The 18,219-nt window shown below is 71.6% G+C and carries 17 protein-coding genes; 5 read left to right on the forward strand and 12 right to left on the reverse strand.

Annotation, left to right across the window (positions count from 1 at the left end):
* Position 1: 1 nt before the first annotated feature.
* The 4 genes from ACTWPV_RS11670 to mraZ all read right to left on the reverse strand — a co-directional run bounded on the left by ACTWPV_RS11670 (position 2) and on the right by mraZ (position 4,881).
* Positions 2-2,317 (reverse strand): penicillin-binding transpeptidase domain-containing protein, encoded by a 2,316-nt coding sequence (locus tag ACTWPV_RS11670; RefSeq protein ID WP_443151754.1) that lies wholly within the window; start codon positions 2,315-2,317, stop codon positions 2-4.
* Positions 2,318-2,742: 425 nt separating this feature from the next.
* On the reverse strand, positions 2,743-3,276 hold the full coding sequence (locus tag ACTWPV_RS11675) for a hypothetical protein (RefSeq protein WP_347642745.1): 534 nt from the start codon (positions 3,274-3,276) through the stop codon (positions 2,743-2,745).
* On the reverse strand, positions 3,266-4,231 hold the full coding sequence (gene rsmH, locus ACTWPV_RS11680) for a 16S rRNA (cytosine(1402)-N(4))-methyltransferase RsmH (RefSeq protein WP_347642744.1): 966 nt from the start codon (positions 4,229-4,231) through the stop codon (positions 3,266-3,268). Before rsmH ends, ACTWPV_RS11675 begins: the two co-directional genes overlap by 11 nt.
* Before the next feature lie 218 nt (positions 4,232-4,449).
* Positions 4,450-4,881, reverse strand: coding sequence for a division/cell wall cluster transcriptional repressor MraZ (mraZ, locus tag ACTWPV_RS11685; protein WP_132511788.1), 432 nt, complete (start codon positions 4,879-4,881; stop codon positions 4,450-4,452).
* A 424-nt stretch (positions 4,882-5,305) separates the two neighbouring features.
* Here mraZ and ACTWPV_RS11690 point away from each other — a divergent pair, with 424 nt between their 5' ends.
* From ACTWPV_RS11690 to ACTWPV_RS11700, 3 genes are read left to right on the forward strand one after another with little or no spacing between them, the layout of a single operon-like run.
* Positions 5,306-6,328 carry an AAA family ATPase gene (locus ACTWPV_RS11690; protein WP_443151755.1) on the forward strand — a complete coding sequence of 341 codons (1,023 nt, stop codon included), beginning with the start codon at positions 5,306-5,308 and terminating at the stop codon, positions 6,326-6,328.
* The gene (locus ACTWPV_RS11695; RefSeq protein WP_443151756.1) at positions 6,325-7,587 is read left to right on the forward strand and encodes a DUF58 domain-containing protein; all 1,263 of its coding nucleotides are present in this window, start codon (positions 6,325-6,327) and stop codon (positions 7,585-7,587) included. The genes ACTWPV_RS11690 and ACTWPV_RS11695 overlap by 4 nt, the downstream gene beginning before the upstream one ends.
* Positions 7,584-10,040, forward strand: a complete 2,457-nt coding sequence (locus ACTWPV_RS11700; RefSeq protein ID WP_443151757.1) for a transglutaminase family protein — start codon at positions 7,584-7,586, stop codon at positions 10,038-10,040. The genes ACTWPV_RS11695 and ACTWPV_RS11700 overlap by 4 nt, the downstream gene beginning before the upstream one ends.
* Before the next feature lie 59 nt (positions 10,041-10,099).
* Here the strand turns inward: ACTWPV_RS11700 and ACTWPV_RS11705 are convergent, their stop codons facing one another.
* From ACTWPV_RS11705 to ACTWPV_RS11740, 8 genes are all read right to left on the reverse strand, one after another.
* Positions 10,100-10,513 (reverse strand): DUF3040 domain-containing protein, encoded by a 414-nt coding sequence (locus ACTWPV_RS11705; RefSeq protein ID WP_347642740.1) that lies wholly within the window; start codon positions 10,511-10,513, stop codon positions 10,100-10,102.
* Between the two features lie 229 nt (positions 10,514-10,742).
* On the reverse strand, positions 10,743-11,984 hold the full coding sequence (gene dinB / locus ACTWPV_RS11710) for a DNA polymerase IV (protein WP_443151758.1): 1,242 nt from the start codon (positions 11,982-11,984) through the stop codon (positions 10,743-10,745).
* Between the two features lie 127 nt (positions 11,985-12,111).
* Positions 12,112-12,831 carry a methyltransferase domain-containing protein gene (locus ACTWPV_RS11715; protein WP_443151759.1) on the reverse strand — a complete coding sequence of 240 codons (720 nt, stop codon included), beginning with the start codon at positions 12,829-12,831 and terminating at the stop codon, positions 12,112-12,114.
* A 164-nt stretch (positions 12,832-12,995) separates the two neighbouring features.
* Entirely contained in the window at positions 12,996-13,340 is a 345-nt protein-coding gene (locus ACTWPV_RS11720) for an MmcQ/YjbR family DNA-binding protein (RefSeq protein WP_347642737.1), read from the reverse strand.
* 214 nt (positions 13,341-13,554) lie between these two features.
* Positions 13,555-13,965, reverse strand: coding sequence for a transcription antitermination factor NusB (gene nusB / locus ACTWPV_RS11725; protein WP_347621564.1), 411 nt, complete (start codon positions 13,963-13,965; stop codon positions 13,555-13,557).
* A 1-nt stretch (position 13,966) separates the two neighbouring features.
* Positions 13,967-14,527 carry an elongation factor P gene (efp, locus tag ACTWPV_RS11730; protein ID WP_347642736.1) on the reverse strand — a complete coding sequence of 187 codons (561 nt, stop codon included), beginning with the start codon at positions 14,525-14,527 and terminating at the stop codon, positions 13,967-13,969.
* A gap of 25 nt (positions 14,528-14,552) precedes the next feature.
* Positions 14,553-15,638: a M24 family metallopeptidase gene (locus ACTWPV_RS11735; protein ID WP_443151760.1), complete on the reverse strand. Its 1,086-nt coding sequence runs from the start codon at positions 15,636-15,638 to the stop codon at positions 14,553-14,555.
* 57 nt (positions 15,639-15,695) lie between these two features.
* Entirely contained in the window at positions 15,696-17,330 is a 1,635-nt protein-coding gene (locus tag ACTWPV_RS11740; RefSeq protein ID WP_443151761.1) for a serine/threonine-protein kinase, read from the reverse strand.
* A gap of 124 nt (positions 17,331-17,454) precedes the next feature.
* Between ACTWPV_RS11740 and ACTWPV_RS11745 the strand changes: the two genes are divergently transcribed.
* Together ACTWPV_RS11745 and ACTWPV_RS11750 are read left to right on the forward strand one after the other, a co-directional pair.
* The gene (locus tag ACTWPV_RS11745) at positions 17,455-17,967 is read left to right on the forward strand and encodes a DUF2975 domain-containing protein (protein WP_443151762.1); all 513 of its coding nucleotides are present in this window, start codon (positions 17,455-17,457) and stop codon (positions 17,965-17,967) included.
* Positions 17,967-18,176: a helix-turn-helix domain-containing protein gene (locus tag ACTWPV_RS11750; RefSeq protein ID WP_443151763.1), complete on the forward strand. Its 210-nt coding sequence runs from the start codon at positions 17,967-17,969 to the stop codon at positions 18,174-18,176. Before ACTWPV_RS11745 ends, ACTWPV_RS11750 begins: the two co-directional genes overlap by 1 nt.
* Positions 18,177-18,219 lie beyond the last annotated feature (43 nt).

Here is an 18,219-nt window from a genome sequence, read left to right on the forward strand (position 1 = left end):
GTCACTGTCCCGCGCGCGTCCGCACCGGCGGCGCGGCGGAGCCTGTGGGAGGAATCTTCCTGCTCTTGATGGCGAACGTCATCACATCCTTGAACACGGGGGCCGCCAGCTGCCCGCCGAAATGGCCGTTCTTCGGGTTCTGCAGGACGGAAAGCACCACGAGCCGGGGGTTGTCAGCGGGGCTGAATCCCACGAACGAGGCCGTATAACCGTCATAACGGCCGAGCTCGGCATCATAGCGGTTCGCCGTGCCCGTTTTGCCCGCCACCCGATAGCCGGGGATGGCCGCGAGCTGCCCGGTGCCCTCCTCGCCCACCGCGCCCTCCAGCATGGCCGTGATCTCCTTCGCCGTCGTCTGGCTCACCACCCTGGTCCGCTTACCGGGAGGAGCGGGGACGAACCTGCCCGACGGGTCCGTCGTGCCCGCGACGATCTGCGGGTCGATCTTGACGCCGCCGTTGGCGATGGTCTGGTAGACGCTGGCCGTCTGCAGCGCGGTCACCGACACGCCCTGCCCGTAGGCGACCGTGCAGCTCTGGCTGCCGGACCACTTCTTGTAGTCGGGCAGCAGGCCGGCCTCAGCGCCGGGCACGCCGCCACCCGGCCGCGTGCCGAACCCGAACGCCTTGAGCATCTCGTGCAGGCCCTCGCTGCCGACCTTGCGCGCGGCCATGATCGTGGCCACGTTGCTGGACTGCGCCATGGCCTGGCGGAACGTCATCGACTCCGTCTTGTGCGCGTGGGCGTCGCGCAGGACCTGGTCGGCGCACCGGATCCGGTCGGGCACCTCGAACACCGTGTCGGGCCCCACCACCCCCGCCTCCAGCGCCGCGGCGGCTGTGATCACCTTGTTGGTGCTGCCCGGTTCGAAGACGTCGGCGGCGGCCTTGTTGACGTAGCTGCTCGCCGGTTCTTTGCGCCAGTTGTTCAGGTCGAGCTCGGGAGAGTTGGCCATGGCGATGATCTGGGCCGTCCGCACGTCCATCACGATCACGGTGCCGCTGTCGGCACCCGACTCGCGGACCTGCTCGCCGATCGACTTCTGGGCGGCCCACTGGATGTCGCGGTCGATGGTGAGCCGCACGTCACGGCCGTTCACGGGGGCGGTGCGCTGGCTGCTGGTCATGGGGATGCGCAGGCCGTCACGGCCGGTCTCGACGCGCATCTCGCCGTCGCGGCCGGCCAGCAGCGAGTTTCTCGCCTGCTCCATGCCGCCCAGGCCGTCGCCCTCGTCGCCCACGAACCCGATGAGGCTGCCCGCCAGATCGCCTGCCGGGTAGAGCCGGCGGTAGGTGTTCTTCGCCGACAGCGCCGGCACGCGCGCCTGCAGCAGGCGGCTGGCCACGACGGGGTCGACGCCCCTGGCCAGGAGCTGGTAACGGGTGTCGGTCCTGGCCAGCTTGGCGGCGATCTCCTGCTGGTCCTTGCCCAGATGCTTGGCCAGGACGGCGGCCACGTTGGCGCGCGCGGCGGTCGGCACCTTGGTCGGGTCGATCGACACGTCGCGCGCTTCGACGGTCACGGCCAGCTCGTGACCGTTGACGTCAGTGATCGAGCCCCGCTTGGCGGGGATGTCCTCGGTGTGCTGGCGCTGGTCGGCCGCCGCGGCCGCGTACACCTTGGTGTCGAGCCCCTGCATCTGGATCAGCCGCCCGGCGAAGATCGACAATACGAACGTCATGCCGATCAGGCCTATGTTGATGCGCCTGCGCGGGCTGCCCAGCCGCAGCATCAGCGGCGGCCTGGGCGGGCGCGGCGGCGTGGGGGGACGGCGCGGCCCTCTGGGTGGCGGCACGTCTCCGCCGCGGCGCGCCGCCACCCGCTCGCGGCCGCCTCGCGCCTGCTCCGGCCCGGCGCCGCCGGCCTGCGGCCTGGCTCCTCCCGCCTGGGTACGGCGCAGCGGCCCGTCCTCCTGCCGGCTGGCGCGCCGGGGATCGCCGGCGTCCGGCCGGGCGCCGTCACGGCGCGGGCGCTGCGCCGCGCCGGGCGCCTCCTGCCGGCTGCCCCGGCCGCGCGAGCGCTCGTCGCGCCCTCTGAGCCGGTCGGCGGCGTCGCGGCCCTGCGCGGGACGCCCTCGGGAACGCTCTCCCTCGTCGCGGCCCGGCGTGGGACGTCCTCGGGACCGCTCCTCGTCACGGCCCGGCGTGGCCCGGCCGCGGGGACGTTCCCCCTCGTCCCGGCCTGGGAGGGGACGCCGCCTGGGCCCTTCGTCGCGGCTCTGCGCGGCCCGGCCGCGGAGCCGATCGTGCTCCTCACGCCCCTGAGGCGCCCGCCCTCGCGGAGCGTCGCCGCCGCGTTGACCGCGGTCGCGGGCCACGCTGCCCCTCGAGCCGTCGCCGTCGCGTGACGCGCGGCTCCTCGGCTGGTCGCTCTCGTCCCGAGGCCGCCGGCGCGCGGCGTCGCCCGCGCGGCCCCGGCCGGAGTCACGACCGGAGTCACGACCCGAGTCACGGTCGGAGCCGCCGGGGCGGCGCTCGCGCGAGGAGCCGGGCTCCTGCGGCGGGCGCTCCCTGGCCGCGTCGTCACGCCCGAACGGCAGGTCGAGCGGGTCGGGCTTGCGTGGCCGGCGAGGCGGCTCGTCCGATGGAGCCGGGCGGCCCGTGTCCTCTGAACGGGGGGAGCCGCCCTGCCGTCCTCCCCGTCCTGGGCCTCCCGGCGTACGACGAGCGGCGCCTGGCCCTCCTTGAGAGCCGGCGCCGCCAGCGCCGCGGCCGGGTCCCTGCCCCCTGCCGCTGGAGTCCCTCACCGTTCCCTGTCCACCCGGCTGGCTCGGTCGCCCGCGCTGGTCCAGGCGTTGACGTCATCCCAGTCGGGCTGGTGGCCCTGCTTCTCGGCCATCTCGGCGATGACGTTGGGCTGCGTCTTGCGCTGGTATTCCTGGTCGATCTTCTCGTTCTCCTGGCGGGCCACGGCGATCTCCTCGCGCAGGTTGGCGTCGGTGATCGCGTCCTTGGCCAGCATGGTGTTGAGCAGCAGCAGGCTCACCAGGCCGCCGCAGAGCAGCCCGACCACGAGCAGCACGAACGGCGCGCGCTGCCGGCGCGCGGGCCGTCGTCGTGGCACGGGGCGGCCGGTGTCGGCGCGGGCGCCGTCGGGGAGCCGCTTGGCCTCCGGACGCGCGCGGCCGGTGACCGTCCTCGCGCCCTGGGCGTGGGGACGTGCGTCAGGACGGGGCCGCGGCTTGGACTGGTGCTGCGCTCCAGACCGGCGCGTGCCCGTCTTGGGCACGGCGCGGCGGACGGGCGCACCCCGGCCGAACTCCTGCTCAGTCGTCAACACGGATCCTCTCTGCCGCCCGTAGCCGGGCCGAGGCCGCCCGCGGGTTGCGGGCGAGCTCTTCTTCGCTTGGGAGCTCTGCTCCCCTCGTCAGCAGGCGGAACCTCGGCTGGTGCGCCGGCAGCGGGACCGGCAGCCCCGGCGGGCTGGTGTCCTTGGTTCGCGCCGCGAGGGCCTGCTTGGTGAGCCGGTCCTCGAGTGAGTGGTAGGAGAGCACGACGACTCGCCCACCGAGCGCCAGCGCGTCGAGGGCCGCGGGGAGCGCCGCCTCCAGGGCGGACAGCTCGGCGTTCACCTCGATGCGCAGCGCCTGGAAAGTCCTCTTGGCGGGGTTTCCCCCGGTACGCCGGGTCGCGGCGGGGATCGCCGCTCGGATGATCTCCGCCAGTCGCTTGGTCGAGGTTATTGCCTCTTTGGCCCGTTCTCTGATGATCAGGCCCGCGACACGCGGGGCGAATCGTTCTTCGCCGTAGTCACGCAGGATGCGGATCAGCTCGTCCGCGGCGTAGGTGTTGACCACGTGCTCCGCCGTCAGCTCCTGCTCGGTGTCCATCCGCATGTCGAGCGGCGCGTCGTAGGCGTAGGCGAACCCGCGCTCGGCCTCGTCGAGCTGCGGCGAGGAGACCCCCAGGTCGAACAGCGCCCCGTGGACCGTCGTGCGCCCCGCGCGGGCGAGCACCTCGGCCAGATCGGCGGAGGACGCGTGGACCAGGGTCGTCCTGCCGGCATAAGGGCTCAGCCTGCGGGTCGAGTGTTCGATCGCGAAAGGGTCGCGGTCGATCCCGATCAGATGAAGGGAGGGAAAGCGGGCGAGCAGGGCCTCCGAGTGCCCACCGAGGCCGAGGTTGGCGTCGACGACCACCGGCGCGGGACCGGACAGCGCGGGACCGAGCAGTTCCAGAACGCGCTCGAGCATCACCGGAACGTGACCGTCCGTGCCAACGTCGTTATGCATCTCCAACCCCCCTCTCGCGTCCTGCTCGCGGATGACGCGTATCGATCGTCTCGCCGGTCTTCCTGGGTCCCCACCCGGCGCCGCCCGGCCAGGTCCCCATCCGCACCCTCTTCGTGGACGCCTGTCATCTGACACCGGGGAAGGTGCATCAGCTGGCAGACAGTGGTTGCGGGTGGAGACCTCGCCGAACGACATCACCGACGGATCGACCGTGGTCACTACAAGATCCCTGGCAGCACCTCCTCCGACAGATCGGCGAACGCCTGCTCCTGCGCGCTGAGATAGGTTTCCCAGGCCTGCGCGTCCCAGATTTCCAACCGGGTGTTGGCCCCGATGACAACGCAGTCACGCTCCAGCCCCGCGTACTGGCGGAGGCTCTGCGGGATCGTGATGCGCCCTTGTTTGTCTGGTTTCTCGTCGGACGCGCTGGCGAAGAAGACGCGGCTGTAGTCACGCACCGCCTTGGCGGTGACCGGGGCGGTGCTGAGAGCCTCGGTTATGCGCTGGAACTCCTCCACGGGAAAGACGTAGAGGCATCGCTCCTGGCCTTTGGTGATCACAAGACCCTCCGCCAGCTCCTCACGGTACTTAGCCGGCAGGAACAGCCGTCCCTTGTCGTCCAGACGCGGTTGATGGGTGCCGAGGAACATCGGCCCCACCTCCCGTGCCTCGTGAAGCGCTCAGCGCTGGCGCACCGGGCCCTCCACTGCGCACCACCATACTCCACTTCTCCCCACCGTCAACTGATTCGAACCGTCTTCATCATCAGTTTCCCTTGCGTTACCGCAGGTCAGAGCGGTGGAGCGGGGTGGAGGGGGGCGAGCGGCCGGTCAACCCTCATGGGCGTGTCGAGGGTTGAAAAGACCGCGGAATTAGGCGGTGTGCGCTTCACGAAGGCAGCAGTGGGGGAATGTGGTGCGGATCATGGTCCGCCCTGTCACTGGATTCGCACCCCTATGCCACAAGAACAGGAACATCGCTGAGGTTCGCTGGAATATCCACAAATGTCGCTCGCGAACCCGCAGCGTCGTAGGGTCGTACACACAATGGAAAAGGAATGGCATGGTTCCCGCAATGGCACCAACGGGACAGCCGTCGCACTTCTCTCATGGAGGCCTGGTGGCAGTTACCCATGACGTCCCTCCCCAGCTCGACGAGCTGGTCTCCACCGCCCACCGGATTCGGCAGGCCATCGAATCGGTGATCGAGGGCAAGAGCGACGCCGTCCGCCTCACGCTGACCGTCCTGCTCGCCGAGGGGCACCTCCTCATCGAAGACGTGCCCGGGGTCGGCAAGACCATGCTGGCCAAGGCTCTCGCCCGGTCGATCGACTGCCCCGTGCGGCGCGTGCAGTTCACCCCCGACCTGTTGCCCAGCGACATCACCGGAGTGAGCGCGTACAACCAGCAGACCAGAGAGTTCGAGTTCAAGCCCGGGCCGGTGTTCGCCAACATCGTCGTGGGCGACGAGATCAACCGTGCCTCCCCCAAGACGCAGTCCGCGTTGCTGGAATGCATGGAGGAGCAGCAGGTGACGGTGGACGGGGTGACGTACCAGCTGGATTCGCCGTTCATGGTGATGGCGACCCAGAACCCCATTGAGATGGAGGGCACCTATCCCCTGCCCGAGGCACAGCGTGACCGCTTCTCCGTGCGGATCGCGATGGGCTACCCGGAGCCGACCGCCGAGTTGGAGATGCTCGACGTGCACGGGAGCGCCTCGCCGCTCGACAAGCTCGAGCCGGTGGCGACGACCGCCGAGGTGCGGGCGCTCATCGAGGCCGTTCGCGGGGTCTACGTCTCGCAGGCGGTCAAGAAGTACGCCATCGACCTGGTCGCGGCCACCCGCCACTCCCCCGACCTGCGGCTGGGTGCCTCACCCCGGTCCACGCTGCAGCTCGTACGGGCCGCGCGGGCGCACGCGGCACTGGCGGGCCGCGACTACGTCATCCCCGACGACGTGCAGGACCTGGCCATCCCCGTGCTCGCGCACCGGCTGCTGCCCAGCATCGAGGCGCAGGGACAGCGCCGGCTGCCCGAACAGGTGGTGGCCGATCTGCTCAGGCGCGTACCGGTGCCCGAGTCGCGAGCGTCGTGAGAGCCGGACTGCAGGCGCTGACCTCCAGAGGCAGATCGTTCCTCGCCTCGGGGATCGCGGCGCTGCTGATGGCCGTGCTCCTGGGCGAGAACGACCTGTTCAGGATCGGGGTGCTGGTGACCGCGCTGCCGCTGCTGGCCGCGCTCGTGGCGGCGCGCACGCGCTACCGCCTGAGCTGCGCCAGGCGGCTGGATCCGTCAAGGGCTGAGGTGGGCGGCGAGGCCACCGTCACCCTGCGGCTGGAGAACGTCACCAGGCTGCCCACCGGCCTGCTGCTCATCGAGGACACCGTTCCCTACGCCCTCGGCGTGCGGCCCCGGTTCGTGCTGGACCGGGTGGAGTCGCGGGGCGTACGCGAGATCGACTACCGGGTGCGCTCCGACCTGCGCGGCCGCTACACGATCGGCCCGCTGTCGATCCGCATCACCGATCCGTTCGGCCTGGTCGAGCTGACGCGCTCGTTCACCATCAGCGACACGCTCGTGGTGACGCCGCACGTCGCGGCGCTGCCGCACGTGCGGCTGTCGGGCGAATGGACGGGCGGCGGCGACAGCCGCACCAGGAGCGTGGCGGCGGCCGGCGACGACGACGTGGCGCCGCGCGAGTACCGGCAGGGCGACGACCTGCGGCGGGTGCACTGGCGCTCGACCGCCCGCCGCGGCGAGCTGATGGTGCGCCGCGAGGAGCAGCAGTGGCAGAGCCGCGGCGCGCTCCTGCTCGACACCCGCAGGCACGCCCACCGCGGCGAGGGCCCGCGCTCGTCGTTCGAGGTGGCGGTCTCGGCCGCGGCCTCGATCGGCGTGCACCTCGCCCGCGAGGGGCTCGGCCTGCGGCTGGTGACCGACCAGGGCGCCGAGCACCTGACCGACACGGGCCTGAGCTGGTCGCTGCTCGACACCCTCGCCGTGGTACGGCACAGCCCTGCCCGCTCGCTCGAGATGGGCGTCTCCGCCCTGCGCCAGGGCGGCGGCGACGGGCTGATCGTGGCCGTGCTCGGCTCGATGGACGCGGAGGAGGCGAGGGAACTGGCCAGGCTGAGGCACAGCGGCATCACCGGAGTGGCGGTCCTGCTCGACGTGGCGACCTGGGACGGCGGCGACAGGAAGGCCGCCGAGGACCTGGAGGCGGTGCAGACCGTCCTGGCCGGGTACGGCTGGCGCATCGTACGGCTGCCCGCGGGCACCACGATCGCGTCCGTCTGGCAGGACGCCGCCAGCCATGGCAGGTACGCGGTCGGCCCGGCCGGAGGTGCGGCATGAGACTCACCGGCGCCTCCGGCGTGGCCGTGTTCACCGCGGCCATCCTGCTCTACCCGCTCTTCCAGGGCGGCACCTGGTTCTGGGCGTCGCTCGGCGCCGTGCTCGCGGTGGTGGTCGCGGGCCTGCTCACCAGCCGCCTGTCGTTGCCCGCGTGGGCGGCTCCGCTGGTCGCGCTGGCCGCGACGTGGATCTATCTGACCGTGACCTTCGCCTCGTCCGAGGCGTGGGCCCTGGTGGTGCCGACGAAGGGGTCGGTCGCGGAGCTGGCCCGGCTGCTGGACGTCGGCTGGACCGACATCCAGCGGTTCGCCGCCCCCGTGCCCGTGACCGACGGCATCACGCTCCTGACCGCGGGCGGCGTGGCCCTCATCGCGATCACCGTGGACCTGCTGGCCGCGCGGCTGCGGCGGGCGGCGCTGGCCGGGCTGCCGCTGCTGGCGCTGGCCACGGTGCCGGCCACGATCCTGGCAGAGCCGATCAGCTGGCCGGCGTTCATCGTCGCCGCGCTCGGGTTCATCGGCCTGCTGATCGCCGACGGGCGCGAGCGGGTGGGGCACTGGGGCCGGGCCGTACTGGTGCGGCGAACCACCCGCGCCGCGCAGTCTCATGACGGAGCCCGCTCCCCTGCCGACACCAGTGGCCTGCGCCTGTCCGGCAAACGCATCGGGTTCGCCGCGATCGCGCTGGCCGTGCTGGTGCCGGCCGCGCTGCCGGCAATGGAGCCCGTGTCGTTCTTCACCTTCGGCGTGGGCGGCAACGGGTCGGGGCGCGGCAACTCCATCAGCATCCCCAACCCGATCGCGAACCTGAAAGGCCAGCTGGAGCTGCCCGAGCGGCGGGTGGTCCTCACCTACAGCAACAACGACGACCAGGCCAGATATCTGCGGATCTACTCGCTCGACAGGTTCGACGGCCAGCAGTTCGGCATGACCGAGCCGAAGGGCGCGCCGCAGAACAGGACGGACAACGGCCCGCTGCCCGACCCGCCCGGCCTCAGCCGGCGGCCGAAGATCAACAACGTGATCACGAACGTCCGGATCAGCGACGAGATCGCCCGGCTGTCGTTCCTGCCGCTGCCGTACCCGGCCCGGCAGATCCGGGTGGACGGGGACTGGCGGGCCGACGTCGACACGCTCATGGTCTTCTCCACCCGTGACGAGGCCGCCGGCCTGGAGTACGAGGTGGCGACGAGCGAGCCGGAGCCCACGCCGGACCTGCTCGACTCGCTCGACGGGGAGCAGCCGAGGGTCGACGACCGGTATCTGGCGCTGCCGGACAACCTGCCGTCCGAGATCGCCGCGCTGGCCGAGCGGGTCACCCGTGGCGCCTCGACCACCTACGAGGCGGCCGTGCAGCTGCAGCGCTTCTTCACCACGGACGGCGGTTTCACCTACAACCTGCGCACGCAGGGGCACGGCAACTCTGCGCTGCGGGACTTCCTGCTGCGGGACCGGGCGGGCTACTGCGAGCAGTTCGCCGCGTCCATGGCGGTGATGGCCAGGCTGGTGGGCATCCCGTCGCGGGTGGCGATCGGCTACACGGGCGGCATGAAGATCGGCGACCGGTGGACGGTCGGGACGAACGACTCCCACTCCTGGCCGGAGCTGTACTTCGAGGGCGTGGGCTGGCTGCCGTTCGAGCCGACTCCTTCGGGGTCGGTCGGCCAGGGCAGCGCGCGCGTGCCGTCGTACTCGGTGCCCCGGCCGAGCACCACCACGGGCGAGGAGTCGACGCCGTCGACGGGAGAGAGCAGTTCGCCGGCCGACGAGCCGCAGGACCCGCAGGCCCGGCGGAACGAGCGGCAGCTGGACCGCGAGGCTCAGGCCGCGACCGGCGGGCTGCCCCCGGACGACTCGATGCCGCTGATCGGCCAGGTCGGCATCGGCGCGGGCGCGCTGCTCCTGCTCCTGCTGATCCCCGCCGGCGTGCGGCTGGTCGCGCGGAACAGGCGGGTACGCACGTTGAAGGGGATGGCGCCGCAGCCGTCCACGACGCAGGCGACGGCGCCGGGGAGGAGGCCGGGGAGGGCACGGCGCGGGCAGGGGGACATCGTCCCCTGGGTGGCGGCCGTCTGGGCGGAGCTCGACGACGTGCTGTACGACTATGGGATGGCCCGCGAGGACAGCGAGACCCCGCGGGCGCTGGCCCGGCGGCTGATCCAGCAGTACGAGTTCGATGCGGACTCCGCGGCGGCCATCTCGTCCATCGCCTCCGCGATCGAGCGCGTGTTGTACGCCAGGGACCCAGGCCCGATCGCGCCCATGAGCAAGGACCTGCGCCAGGTGCGGCAGGCCCTGGCGGCCACGGTGTCACGCGGCCGGCGGATCAGGGCGGTGCTGCTGCCTCCGTCGACGCTGCGCCGGCTGCGGGGCATGGGCGAGGGCCTGCTCGACGGGTTCGACCTGCTGGAGAACATCAGGCTGCGCCGGACGGCGGCGCACAAGGGATCATGACCGCATGACCCAGCGTGCGGCCGCTCCCCTCTCAGGGAGCGGCCGCACGCTTGGGTGAGTCAGCGCTCGTCGTGGCGACGGCGCCAGCGCTCCTCCATACGCTCCATGAAGGTGCCACGGTTGCCTCTGCGGGGCTGCTTGCCCCGAGGAGCGGCCGTGCCGCCGGGGGCGGCCGGGGGCGAGTCACCGAACCCATTCATACGTTTCCAGCTGGACAAGCCCCACAAACACGCGGCGAGCATGACCACGAAACCGCCGACGCCGAGCGGGATCAGGGCACTGCCACTGACGACCACGCCGACCATCATGACGACGACGCCGAGGGCAAAGCCGATGGAGGCTTTGATCAGGCGACGCTTGTAATGGCTGCGCGGGTCACTGATCCTTACGGTGTTGGCCCACTTCGGGTCCTCGGCGTAGAGGGCCTGCTCGATCTGGTCGAGCAAGCGCTGCTCGTGCTCAGAGAGCGGCACGGCGCCTCCCAAGGACGGCCCCAGGACGGGGAAGACGGCAACGGACGACACGGGGTGTCCGAACCTCGCGGTCGGTCATCCCCAGGATACGAGGCTGTAGACGCAGGCGAAAGCAAACGTCCAACGCAGACCAAACCGGAGGTGACGTCATGGCTCCATTGTGACCCATCTCGTCCCCCTTCCCCCAAAACTGGGGCACTGATGTCCCCCTTAATCTGGACATCGAACGTCATGTCTCTATTTCATCAAGCTTGCCACGTACTAGCGATGCTGGGAGCACCGCGTCGGGACCGAATCTCCGGATCGCCTTGTCCATGGCCTGTTCGGCCTCGCGCCAGCCGGTCTCCCGCTCGCCCAGGCTGAGCTGGCGCACGGCTTCGCCGGCCGGTCGCAAACTTTCCATCCGCACTCCCACCAGGCGCAACCTCACACGTTCGAGGCCGGCGGCGGCGAACAGCTCGCACGCGGTGGCATAGATGACCTGTGCCACGTCTGTGGGCTCGCGAAGCGTCCGCGAGCGGCTGATCGTCGTGAAATCGGCGCGGCGGAGCTTCACACTTACCGTTCTTCCCACGTGGCCGCCCTTACGCATCCGGGCGGCCACCCGCTCCGACAGGCGCAGCAACTCGCGCTTGATCACCTCGGGATCGTCCACGTCGGCCGCGAACGTCTCCTCGTTGCCGATGCTCTTGTCGGGCACGTGGGCGGTCACCGGCCGCTCGTCACGCCCCCAGGCCAGCGCCGCGAGATGGCCGCCCGCGGCCTGCCCCAGCTCCCGCCGCAGGGTGCCGGGCGGCACCCTGGCGAGGTCTCCGACCGTGCGGATGCCGAGCCGCACCAGCGCCTGCTCGGTGCGCTCCCCCACCCCCCACAAGGCCGACACCGGCAGCGGATGCAGGAAACCGACCACCTCGTCGGCGGGCACCACCAGCAGCCCGTCGGGCTTGCACTGCTTGGAGGCGAGCTTTGCCACGAATTTACTCGCGGCGACGCCGACGGAGCAGGTGATGCCGTAGCGGTCGAGGACCTGCTCCCTGATCATGGCGGCGATGGCCGCGGGCGGGCCGAGCCTGCGCCTGGCTCCCCCCACGTCGAGGAACGCCTCGTCGGAGGCGATCGGCTCGACCTGCGGGGTGATCGCGTGGAAGATCTCCATGACGCCCTTGGAGACCTCGGAGTATTTGCCGTGGCTGGGCGGGATGACCGTGGCCTGCGGGCAGAGCCGGCGCGCTCTGCTCATCGGCATCGCCGAGTGCACGCCGTGCGCCCTGGCCTCGTAGGTGGCGCTGAGCACGACGCCGCGCCCGGCGGGCGAGCCCACGATCACGGGCCGGCCCACCAGCTCGGGACGGTCGAGCAGCTCGACGCTGGCATAGAAGGCGTCCATGTCGACATGGAGGATCGGGCAGCCGCTGTCATCGACCCCGGTCCGCGGAGCGGGGCCGATGCCGGTGATCTGCTTGCGAGACACGCCGCCGATTCTATCCGAACAGGAGTTCTACACCGAGGGGAGCCGCCATCGATCTTTTCCTTCCTGGCACCGAGGTGCCGGGGCGATGAGGCGCGATCTCCGCCGCGCTCGTGCCGGTCATCGGGGCTCAGGTCCTGTGACCGAGCGCGTGCAACTGGGTGGCGATGTCTCTCAGCACCGGGTGGGTCGACGCCGCCTGCTCGAGCGCCACGAGCGTGTCCGCGGCGCCTGGCTCACCGTCGACGAGCCTGCTCGGCACCAGATCGGCGAAGACGCGCACGCCGTGGACGGCCCCGATGGAGAAACCGGTGGCGCCCAGCAACTCGACGAGCGTGGCGGCGGCGAAACGCCGGGGCGTGGGATCGCGCTCGCCCCAGCTCCCCTCCGGGTCGTCGAGCACGGACCTGGCCTCGTCGAACTGGCCGGCGAGCGCCCGGTGGATGGCGCTGGCGACCGGGTTGGCGGCCAGCACGCTCACGGCCCCGCCCCTGCGCAACACGCCGGCGACGGCGGTCAGCGCGCTGATCGGGTCTTCGACGTATTCCAGCACGCTGTGGCAGAGCACCAGGTCGGCGCTGTCGAGGCTGAGCAGCTCGCCCAGGTCGGCGACGTCACCCTGCAACGCGCGGACGCCCACGCCCTGCTCCTTGGTCCTGCGCTCGAGTGCGGCCAGGGAGTCGGGGCTCGGGTCGACGACGGTGACGCCGTGGCCGAGCGCCGCCAGGGGCACGGCGAACCCGCCGGTGCCGCCGCCCGCGTCGACGATGTCGAGCCTCTCGCGCCCGGTGGACGCGGCCCGCTCCGCCAGGACGGAACGCAACGCGTCCCAGACGACGGCGGTCCGCACCGCCGGGGTCCTCGTGACGCCTTCAGCACGCAACGTCGGCTCGCCTCCCTTTCCCTCGCGACCGGCGCCCTCGCGAACGCGCACTTCGCGAACGGCTTCTCCGCGGATGGGCCCAGCCTACGCCGTGCGCGCGATCGCCCGCTCCCCGCCGGGCGGCCCGGCGGTCAGGCTCGGGCGTCGAACTCGGCGGCCAGCCGTTTCGGCGCCCGCAGCCGCCAGGCCTCGGTCAGCAGCTCGCCCATCTCCTCGGCGTCCACCGCTCCGAACCGCGCGAGCACGATCGCGTGCCCGTCGTAATGCGGCGTGGTGAAGAACTTGGCGGGCTCGGCCGCGATCAGCCCGGCCTTCTCCTCCTCGGCCGGCACCGGGAGGACGAGCACGTCGCCCTCTTCCCTGATCCGGGCGAACCACTTGCCGCGCACGTAGAAGGCGGGGGTGCCGTACATGCTCTTCTCGGTCGTCCCGGGCAGCGTCAGCGCCAGCCTGCGCACGTCCTCTTCCGTCACCATGAGAGCCTCCTGAGTCGCCTTCGGGCGACGGGGAATCGTGAGCGGGGGGACCAGTCAAGAGGGCCCGAGCGTGCAGGCGGCAGAGTGAAGGGCGCGTCGCGGCTGGTGACGCGCCCTTGCTCCGGATGCCGGACGGGCCCGCACGCGCCGTGCGGGATCGCCGTGGTTGGAACGTACCCCGAACTCGCGGCCATGACGGCGGGCAACAGGGTGTCTAAAGGGTGAGGCTTGGCTTGAGTTGCTTGAAGCGGGCCAGCAGCCCGTTGACGAACTGGGGCGACTCGTCGGTCGAGAGCTCCCCCGCCAGGTGCACCCACTCGCTGATGACCACGCCCTCGGGCACGTCGGGCATCCACAGCAGTTCGTACGTGCCGCCGCGCAGCAGGTTGCGGTCGACCGCCGGCATGCGGTCGAGGGTCCATCCCTCGGCGTAGGTGGTGATCAGCTCGTCGATGCGCTCGTTGTGCCGGGCGACGCCCTCGACGAGGGCCGAGGTGTATTCGTTGACCGGAGGCTCCTGCCGCTCCACCCGCTCGGCGAGGATCTTCAGCGCATCCTCGCCGCGCAGCTCGGCCTCGAAAAGGATGTCGAGTGCCCGCCTGCGTGCTTTGCCGCGTGCCGACACCTCAGGCCCGGCCGAGGTATTCGCCGCTGCGGGTGTCGACCTTGACCTTCTCCCCGGTGGTGATGAACAGCGGGACCTTGATCTCGGCGCCGGTCTCCAGCGTGGCGGGCTTGGTGCCGCCGGTGGAGCGGTCGCCCTGCAGGCCCGGCTCGGTGGTGGAGATGGTCAGCTCGACGGCCGCGGGCAGATCGACATAGAGCGCGGAACCCTCGTTGAAGGCCACCGTGGCCAGGGTGTTCTCCAGCATGTAGTTGGCGGCGGTGCCGACCGTGACGCTGGGCACGTTGACCATGTCGTAGGTCTCGGTGTCCATGAACACGAACTCGTCGCCGTCCTTGTACGAATATTGCATCTCGCGCTTGTCGACGTTGGCCACCTCGACCTTGACGCCGGCGTTGAAGGTCTTGTCGACGACCTTTCCCGAGAGGACGTTCTTGAGTTTGGTGCGCACGAACGCGCCGCCCTTGCCCGGCTTGACGTGCTGGAATTCCACAACGGCCCAGAGCTCCCCGCCGTCGAGCTTCAGCACCATGCCGTTCTTCAGGTCGTTGGTCGTCGCCACTCGTTCTCTCCCGCGTGTGGCCGCTCTAAAGGACGAGCAGCTCCTTGGTCGTCTTGGTGAAAAGCTCCGGCCCGCCCTCGCGTGTCACAAGCGTGTCCTCAATGCGAACGCCGCCCCGGCCCGGGAGGTAGACCCCGGGCTCGACGGTGATCGGAACTCGATCCTCTAGTCTACCGGTCCGAGAGGGACCCAGGAACGGCTCCTCATGGATCTGCAGCCCGACTCCGTGGCCGAGACCGTGCCGGAAGTGCTCTGCGTGACCGGCGTCGGCGATCACGGAGCGGGCGGCGGCGTCCACGTCGCCGGCCGGCGCTCCGGGGGCGAGGGCGTGCCTGCCCGCCCGCTGCGCCGCGACGACCAGGTCGTACAGCTCGCGTTGCCAGGCGGCGGGTGGGCCGAGGCAGACCGTTCTCGTCATGTCGGCGTGGTAACCGCGGTAGCGGGCGCCGAAGTCCATGGTGACCAGGTCGCCGGCGCGCAGCTCCCTGCCGGTGGGAGCGTGGTGGGGGATCGCGCCGTTCTCACCGGCCGCGACGATCGTGTCGAACGCGGGCCTGTCGGCGCCCAGCTCGGTCATGCGGTTGTCGAGCAGGCGGGCCAGGTCACGCTCGGTCATGCCGGGGGCGATGCGCTGCCGGACGTCGTCGAACGCCTGGTCGGTGAGCTCGCAGGCGGTGCGCAGGAGCGCCAGCTCTGCGTCGTCCTTGACCGTCCGCAGCCCCTCCACCACCGGTCCCAGCGGGACCAGCACCTCGCCCGGCCGGTGACCCGGCCGGTGACCCAGCCGGTGACCCAGGTGGTGATAGGTGGCCACGCTCATGCTCGCCGCCTCGATGCCGGTCCTGGGCTCTTCCAGGACGCTCGCCAGCGCGCCCGCCACGTCGGCCGCCTCGACCGCCGGCACGTCGAGGGCGCGTGCCACGTCGATGTAGCGGTTGTCGGTGGCCAGCAGCGCCGAGCCGTCGGCCCTGACCAGCACGGCCGCGTTGGAGCTGGCCAGCCCGGTCAGGTAGCGGACGTTCTCGGGCGCGGTGACCAGCAGGGCCTGGACCTCGTGGGCGGGCAGGAGCCCGGCGAGCCGCTCCCGGCGCGCCGCGTAGTCGAAGGTCATTTCGCCAATTTACGCGCTATGTCCCTCATATCACGATTGCCCGCCCTGTCGCGGCGGTCAGCGGCCCGGCAGGCGCCACTCCCCCATGAACTCGACCAGCGGCCCTCCCGGTACCATGCGACCCTTCTCCTGCGCGCGCATCAGGTCGCGGTAGACCCCGCCCACGTGGTTGAGTGCCGGACCGGCGTGGCCCTCGTCGAACTTCCTGCCCGCCTTCCTGATCTTCTCGCGGGCCTTCGCCGCGACGCCGGGATCGATCCCGCCCATGGCCTGCTGGGCGTTCAGCGCCTCGTCGAACGCCTGCAGCCACCTGCCCCATCCGCCCGGAGGGATGGTCTCCCCCAGCGTGGCCTTGGGCGGCACCGTCCCGAGCAGGGTGGTCGGTCCGGTGTCGAGCGTGGTCACGATGCCGGGGGTCGGGTCGCTGGAGGGCGTCTCGGCCGGCGCCTCGATCGAGGTGCTGGGCGAAGGGGAAGGCGTGGACACGGCGGCCTGCCGCGCCCCCGACGCCGCCCACACCACCATGACGACGGTCACGACCGCGATGATCGCCACGGCCGCGCCGAGCTGGACGAACAGCTTGCGGTTGGCGGCGCTGGGCTCCGGCCCCAGATCGCCCGCCTGATAGATCGCGGTGTCACCGGCTCTGGGGGCGGCGCGCTGGTAGACCTCGGTCGCCCCACCGCCGGGAGCCCCGGCGGGGGCGCCGGTCCTGGGCGGGGCGGCCGGGTTGGCGCGCGGCCTGGCGATGGCCGCCAGCGCCCGCCGGATGGACTCGCCGCCGGCGGGCCGCCTGGCAGGGTCCTCGGCGAGCATGGCCAGCACCAGCCGGTCCAGCTCGGCGGGCACGTCCGGCCGGTGCGCGCTGGGCGGCACGACCCCGCCCCCGCGCGCTCCCGCACCGCCGGGAGCGCCTCCGCCGCCAGGCGCGCCGGTGGCCTGGTCGCCGGCCGCGGGCCCGCCGTCGCCGTCCTGGGCGGCGGCAGACCCGGACGAATCGGCATCAGCGGACGAGAACGACCCAGTGGCGGCAGAGGCGACCGAGCCGGGGGCAGCTGAGCCGGCCGGGTCGAGGGCGGCGGGCGGGTGGCCGCAGAGCAGCTCGTAGCAGACCGCACCGAGCGCGTACAGGTCACCGGGAGCCTGCGCCGCCTGGCCGGCGACCCGCTCGGGCGCCACGTACCGCTGGTCGCGGACGGGCGGCTCCTTGTCGTGCATCCCGAACCCGACGGCCTTGAGCACGCCGCTCCCGGCCCGGCGGAAGCTGTCCGGGTCCACCTGGCCGTGCACGACGCCGGCCCGGTGCGCGGCGTCCAGCCCGGCCGCGGCCTGCCCGATCAGGTCGCAGACCTCCACGATCGGCAGGGGGCCCCGCGCGGCCAGCTCCTCGCCCAGGCTGAGCCCGGTGAGGAACTCCATCACCAGGAACGGAGCGCCGTCCTCGTCGCCGACGTCGAGCACCATGGCCACGTTGGGGTGGATGACCCGCGCCGCGGCCTGCGCGTGCTGCCTGAGCACCTCTCTCGTGGCGGACCCCGCCGCCTTGGCGCCGAGGACCTTGACGGCCACGACCCAGTCGGCCCGCGTGTCGTACCCCTGCCACACCTCACCCATCGGCCCGCTGCCGATGCGCTCGTCGAGCCGGTACCGGTCAGCGACCAAGGACGGCGCGCGCTCCGTCGCGTCGGACATATCCCCGCCAATAGCTTGAACATCAGTATTTCGACCAACCATAGAGCCACGGAGACTCCGCCGCCCCGCCATCGCCCCGGACGGCGGGCTTCTCACCGCCGCCCTGGCCGCGCTCGCCGCCAACGTGGCGATCGCCTTCATCGGCGCGCCCAAGGGGATCTCCATCCCCCTCCGCGTGTTCGACGTGCCCACCTCGGGCATGGTCCCGGCCGGAGTCGCGATCGACGGCGTCAGCGCCGAGGCGATGGTCCGGCCGCAGGACGCCTCGCCGGTCGCGGGCCTGTTCTACCTGCTGATGTGGGCGCCAGGAGTGGCCATGGGCCTCCTCGCGCTGTTCACGCTCATCCGGGCACTGCGCAGGGCGAGGGCGGGCGACAGGGCGCTGTTCTCCGCCACGACGGCCGATCTCCTGCGCGGGATCGGCTGGATCGTCATCGCGGGTTCGCTCGCGTCGGCCGCGCTCGGGATGGTGGCGGAGGCCGCCCTGGCCGCCATGCTGCTGACCGAGAGCTATGCGTTCTACCCGCCGTCGAGCACGTTGCTCTGGGCCGTCGTCGCGGGCTTCGCCGCGCTGGGCGTGTCGGAGATCGTACGGCGGGGCCTGGCCCTGCTCGAAGAGGTCGAGGCCAAGGTCTGATGGGCGAACCGGTCGTCAGGGTGCGCCTCGACGAGCTGCTCAAGGAGCGCGGCATGACGCTCACCGAGCTGTCGCACCGCGTGGAGATCACCGTGGTCAACCTGTCCATCTTGAAGAACGGCCACGCCAAGGCGATCCGCTTCTCCACGCTGGCGTGGCTGTGCCAGGCGCTCGGGTGCCAGCCGGGCGACCTGCTGACGTACGAATGACCCGAACGGCCGGCCGCGCTCCGCGCCGAACAGCGCCCCGAAC

Source organism: Nonomuraea sp. KM88 (assembly GCF_052245635.1).
GTDB lineage: Bacteria > Actinomycetota > Actinomycetes > Streptosporangiales > Streptosporangiaceae > Nonomuraea.

Coding starts and splice junctions, on each gene's coding strand:
- mraZ (WP_132511788.1), bottom strand. CDS start 4,881: ATGTTCCTCGGCACCCATCAACCGCGTCTGGACGACAAGGGACGGCTG.
- ACTWPV_RS11700 (WP_443151757.1), top strand. CDS start 7,584: ATGAGACTCACCGGCGCCTCCGGCGTGGCCGTGTTCACCGCGGCCATC.
- ACTWPV_RS11690 (WP_443151755.1), top strand. CDS start 5,306: ATGGCACCAACGGGACAGCCGTCGCACTTCTCTCATGGAGGCCTGGTG.
- rsmH (WP_347642744.1), bottom strand. CDS start 4,231: ATGCATAACGACGTTGGCACGGACGGTCACGTTCCGGTGATGCTCGAG.
- ACTWPV_RS11735 (WP_443151760.1), bottom strand. CDS start 15,638: ATGACCTTCGACTACGCGGCGCGCCGGGAGCGGCTCGCCGGGCTCCTG.
- ACTWPV_RS11720 (WP_347642737.1), bottom strand. CDS start 13,340: ATGGTGACGGAAGAGGACGTGCGCAGGCTGGCGCTGACGCTGCCCGGG.
- ACTWPV_RS11750 (WP_443151763.1), top strand. CDS start 17,967: ATGGGCGAACCGGTCGTCAGGGTGCGCCTCGACGAGCTGCTCAAGGAG.
- ACTWPV_RS11740 (WP_443151761.1), bottom strand. CDS start 17,330: ATGTCCGACGCGACGGAGCGCGCGCCGTCCTTGGTCGCTGACCGGTAC.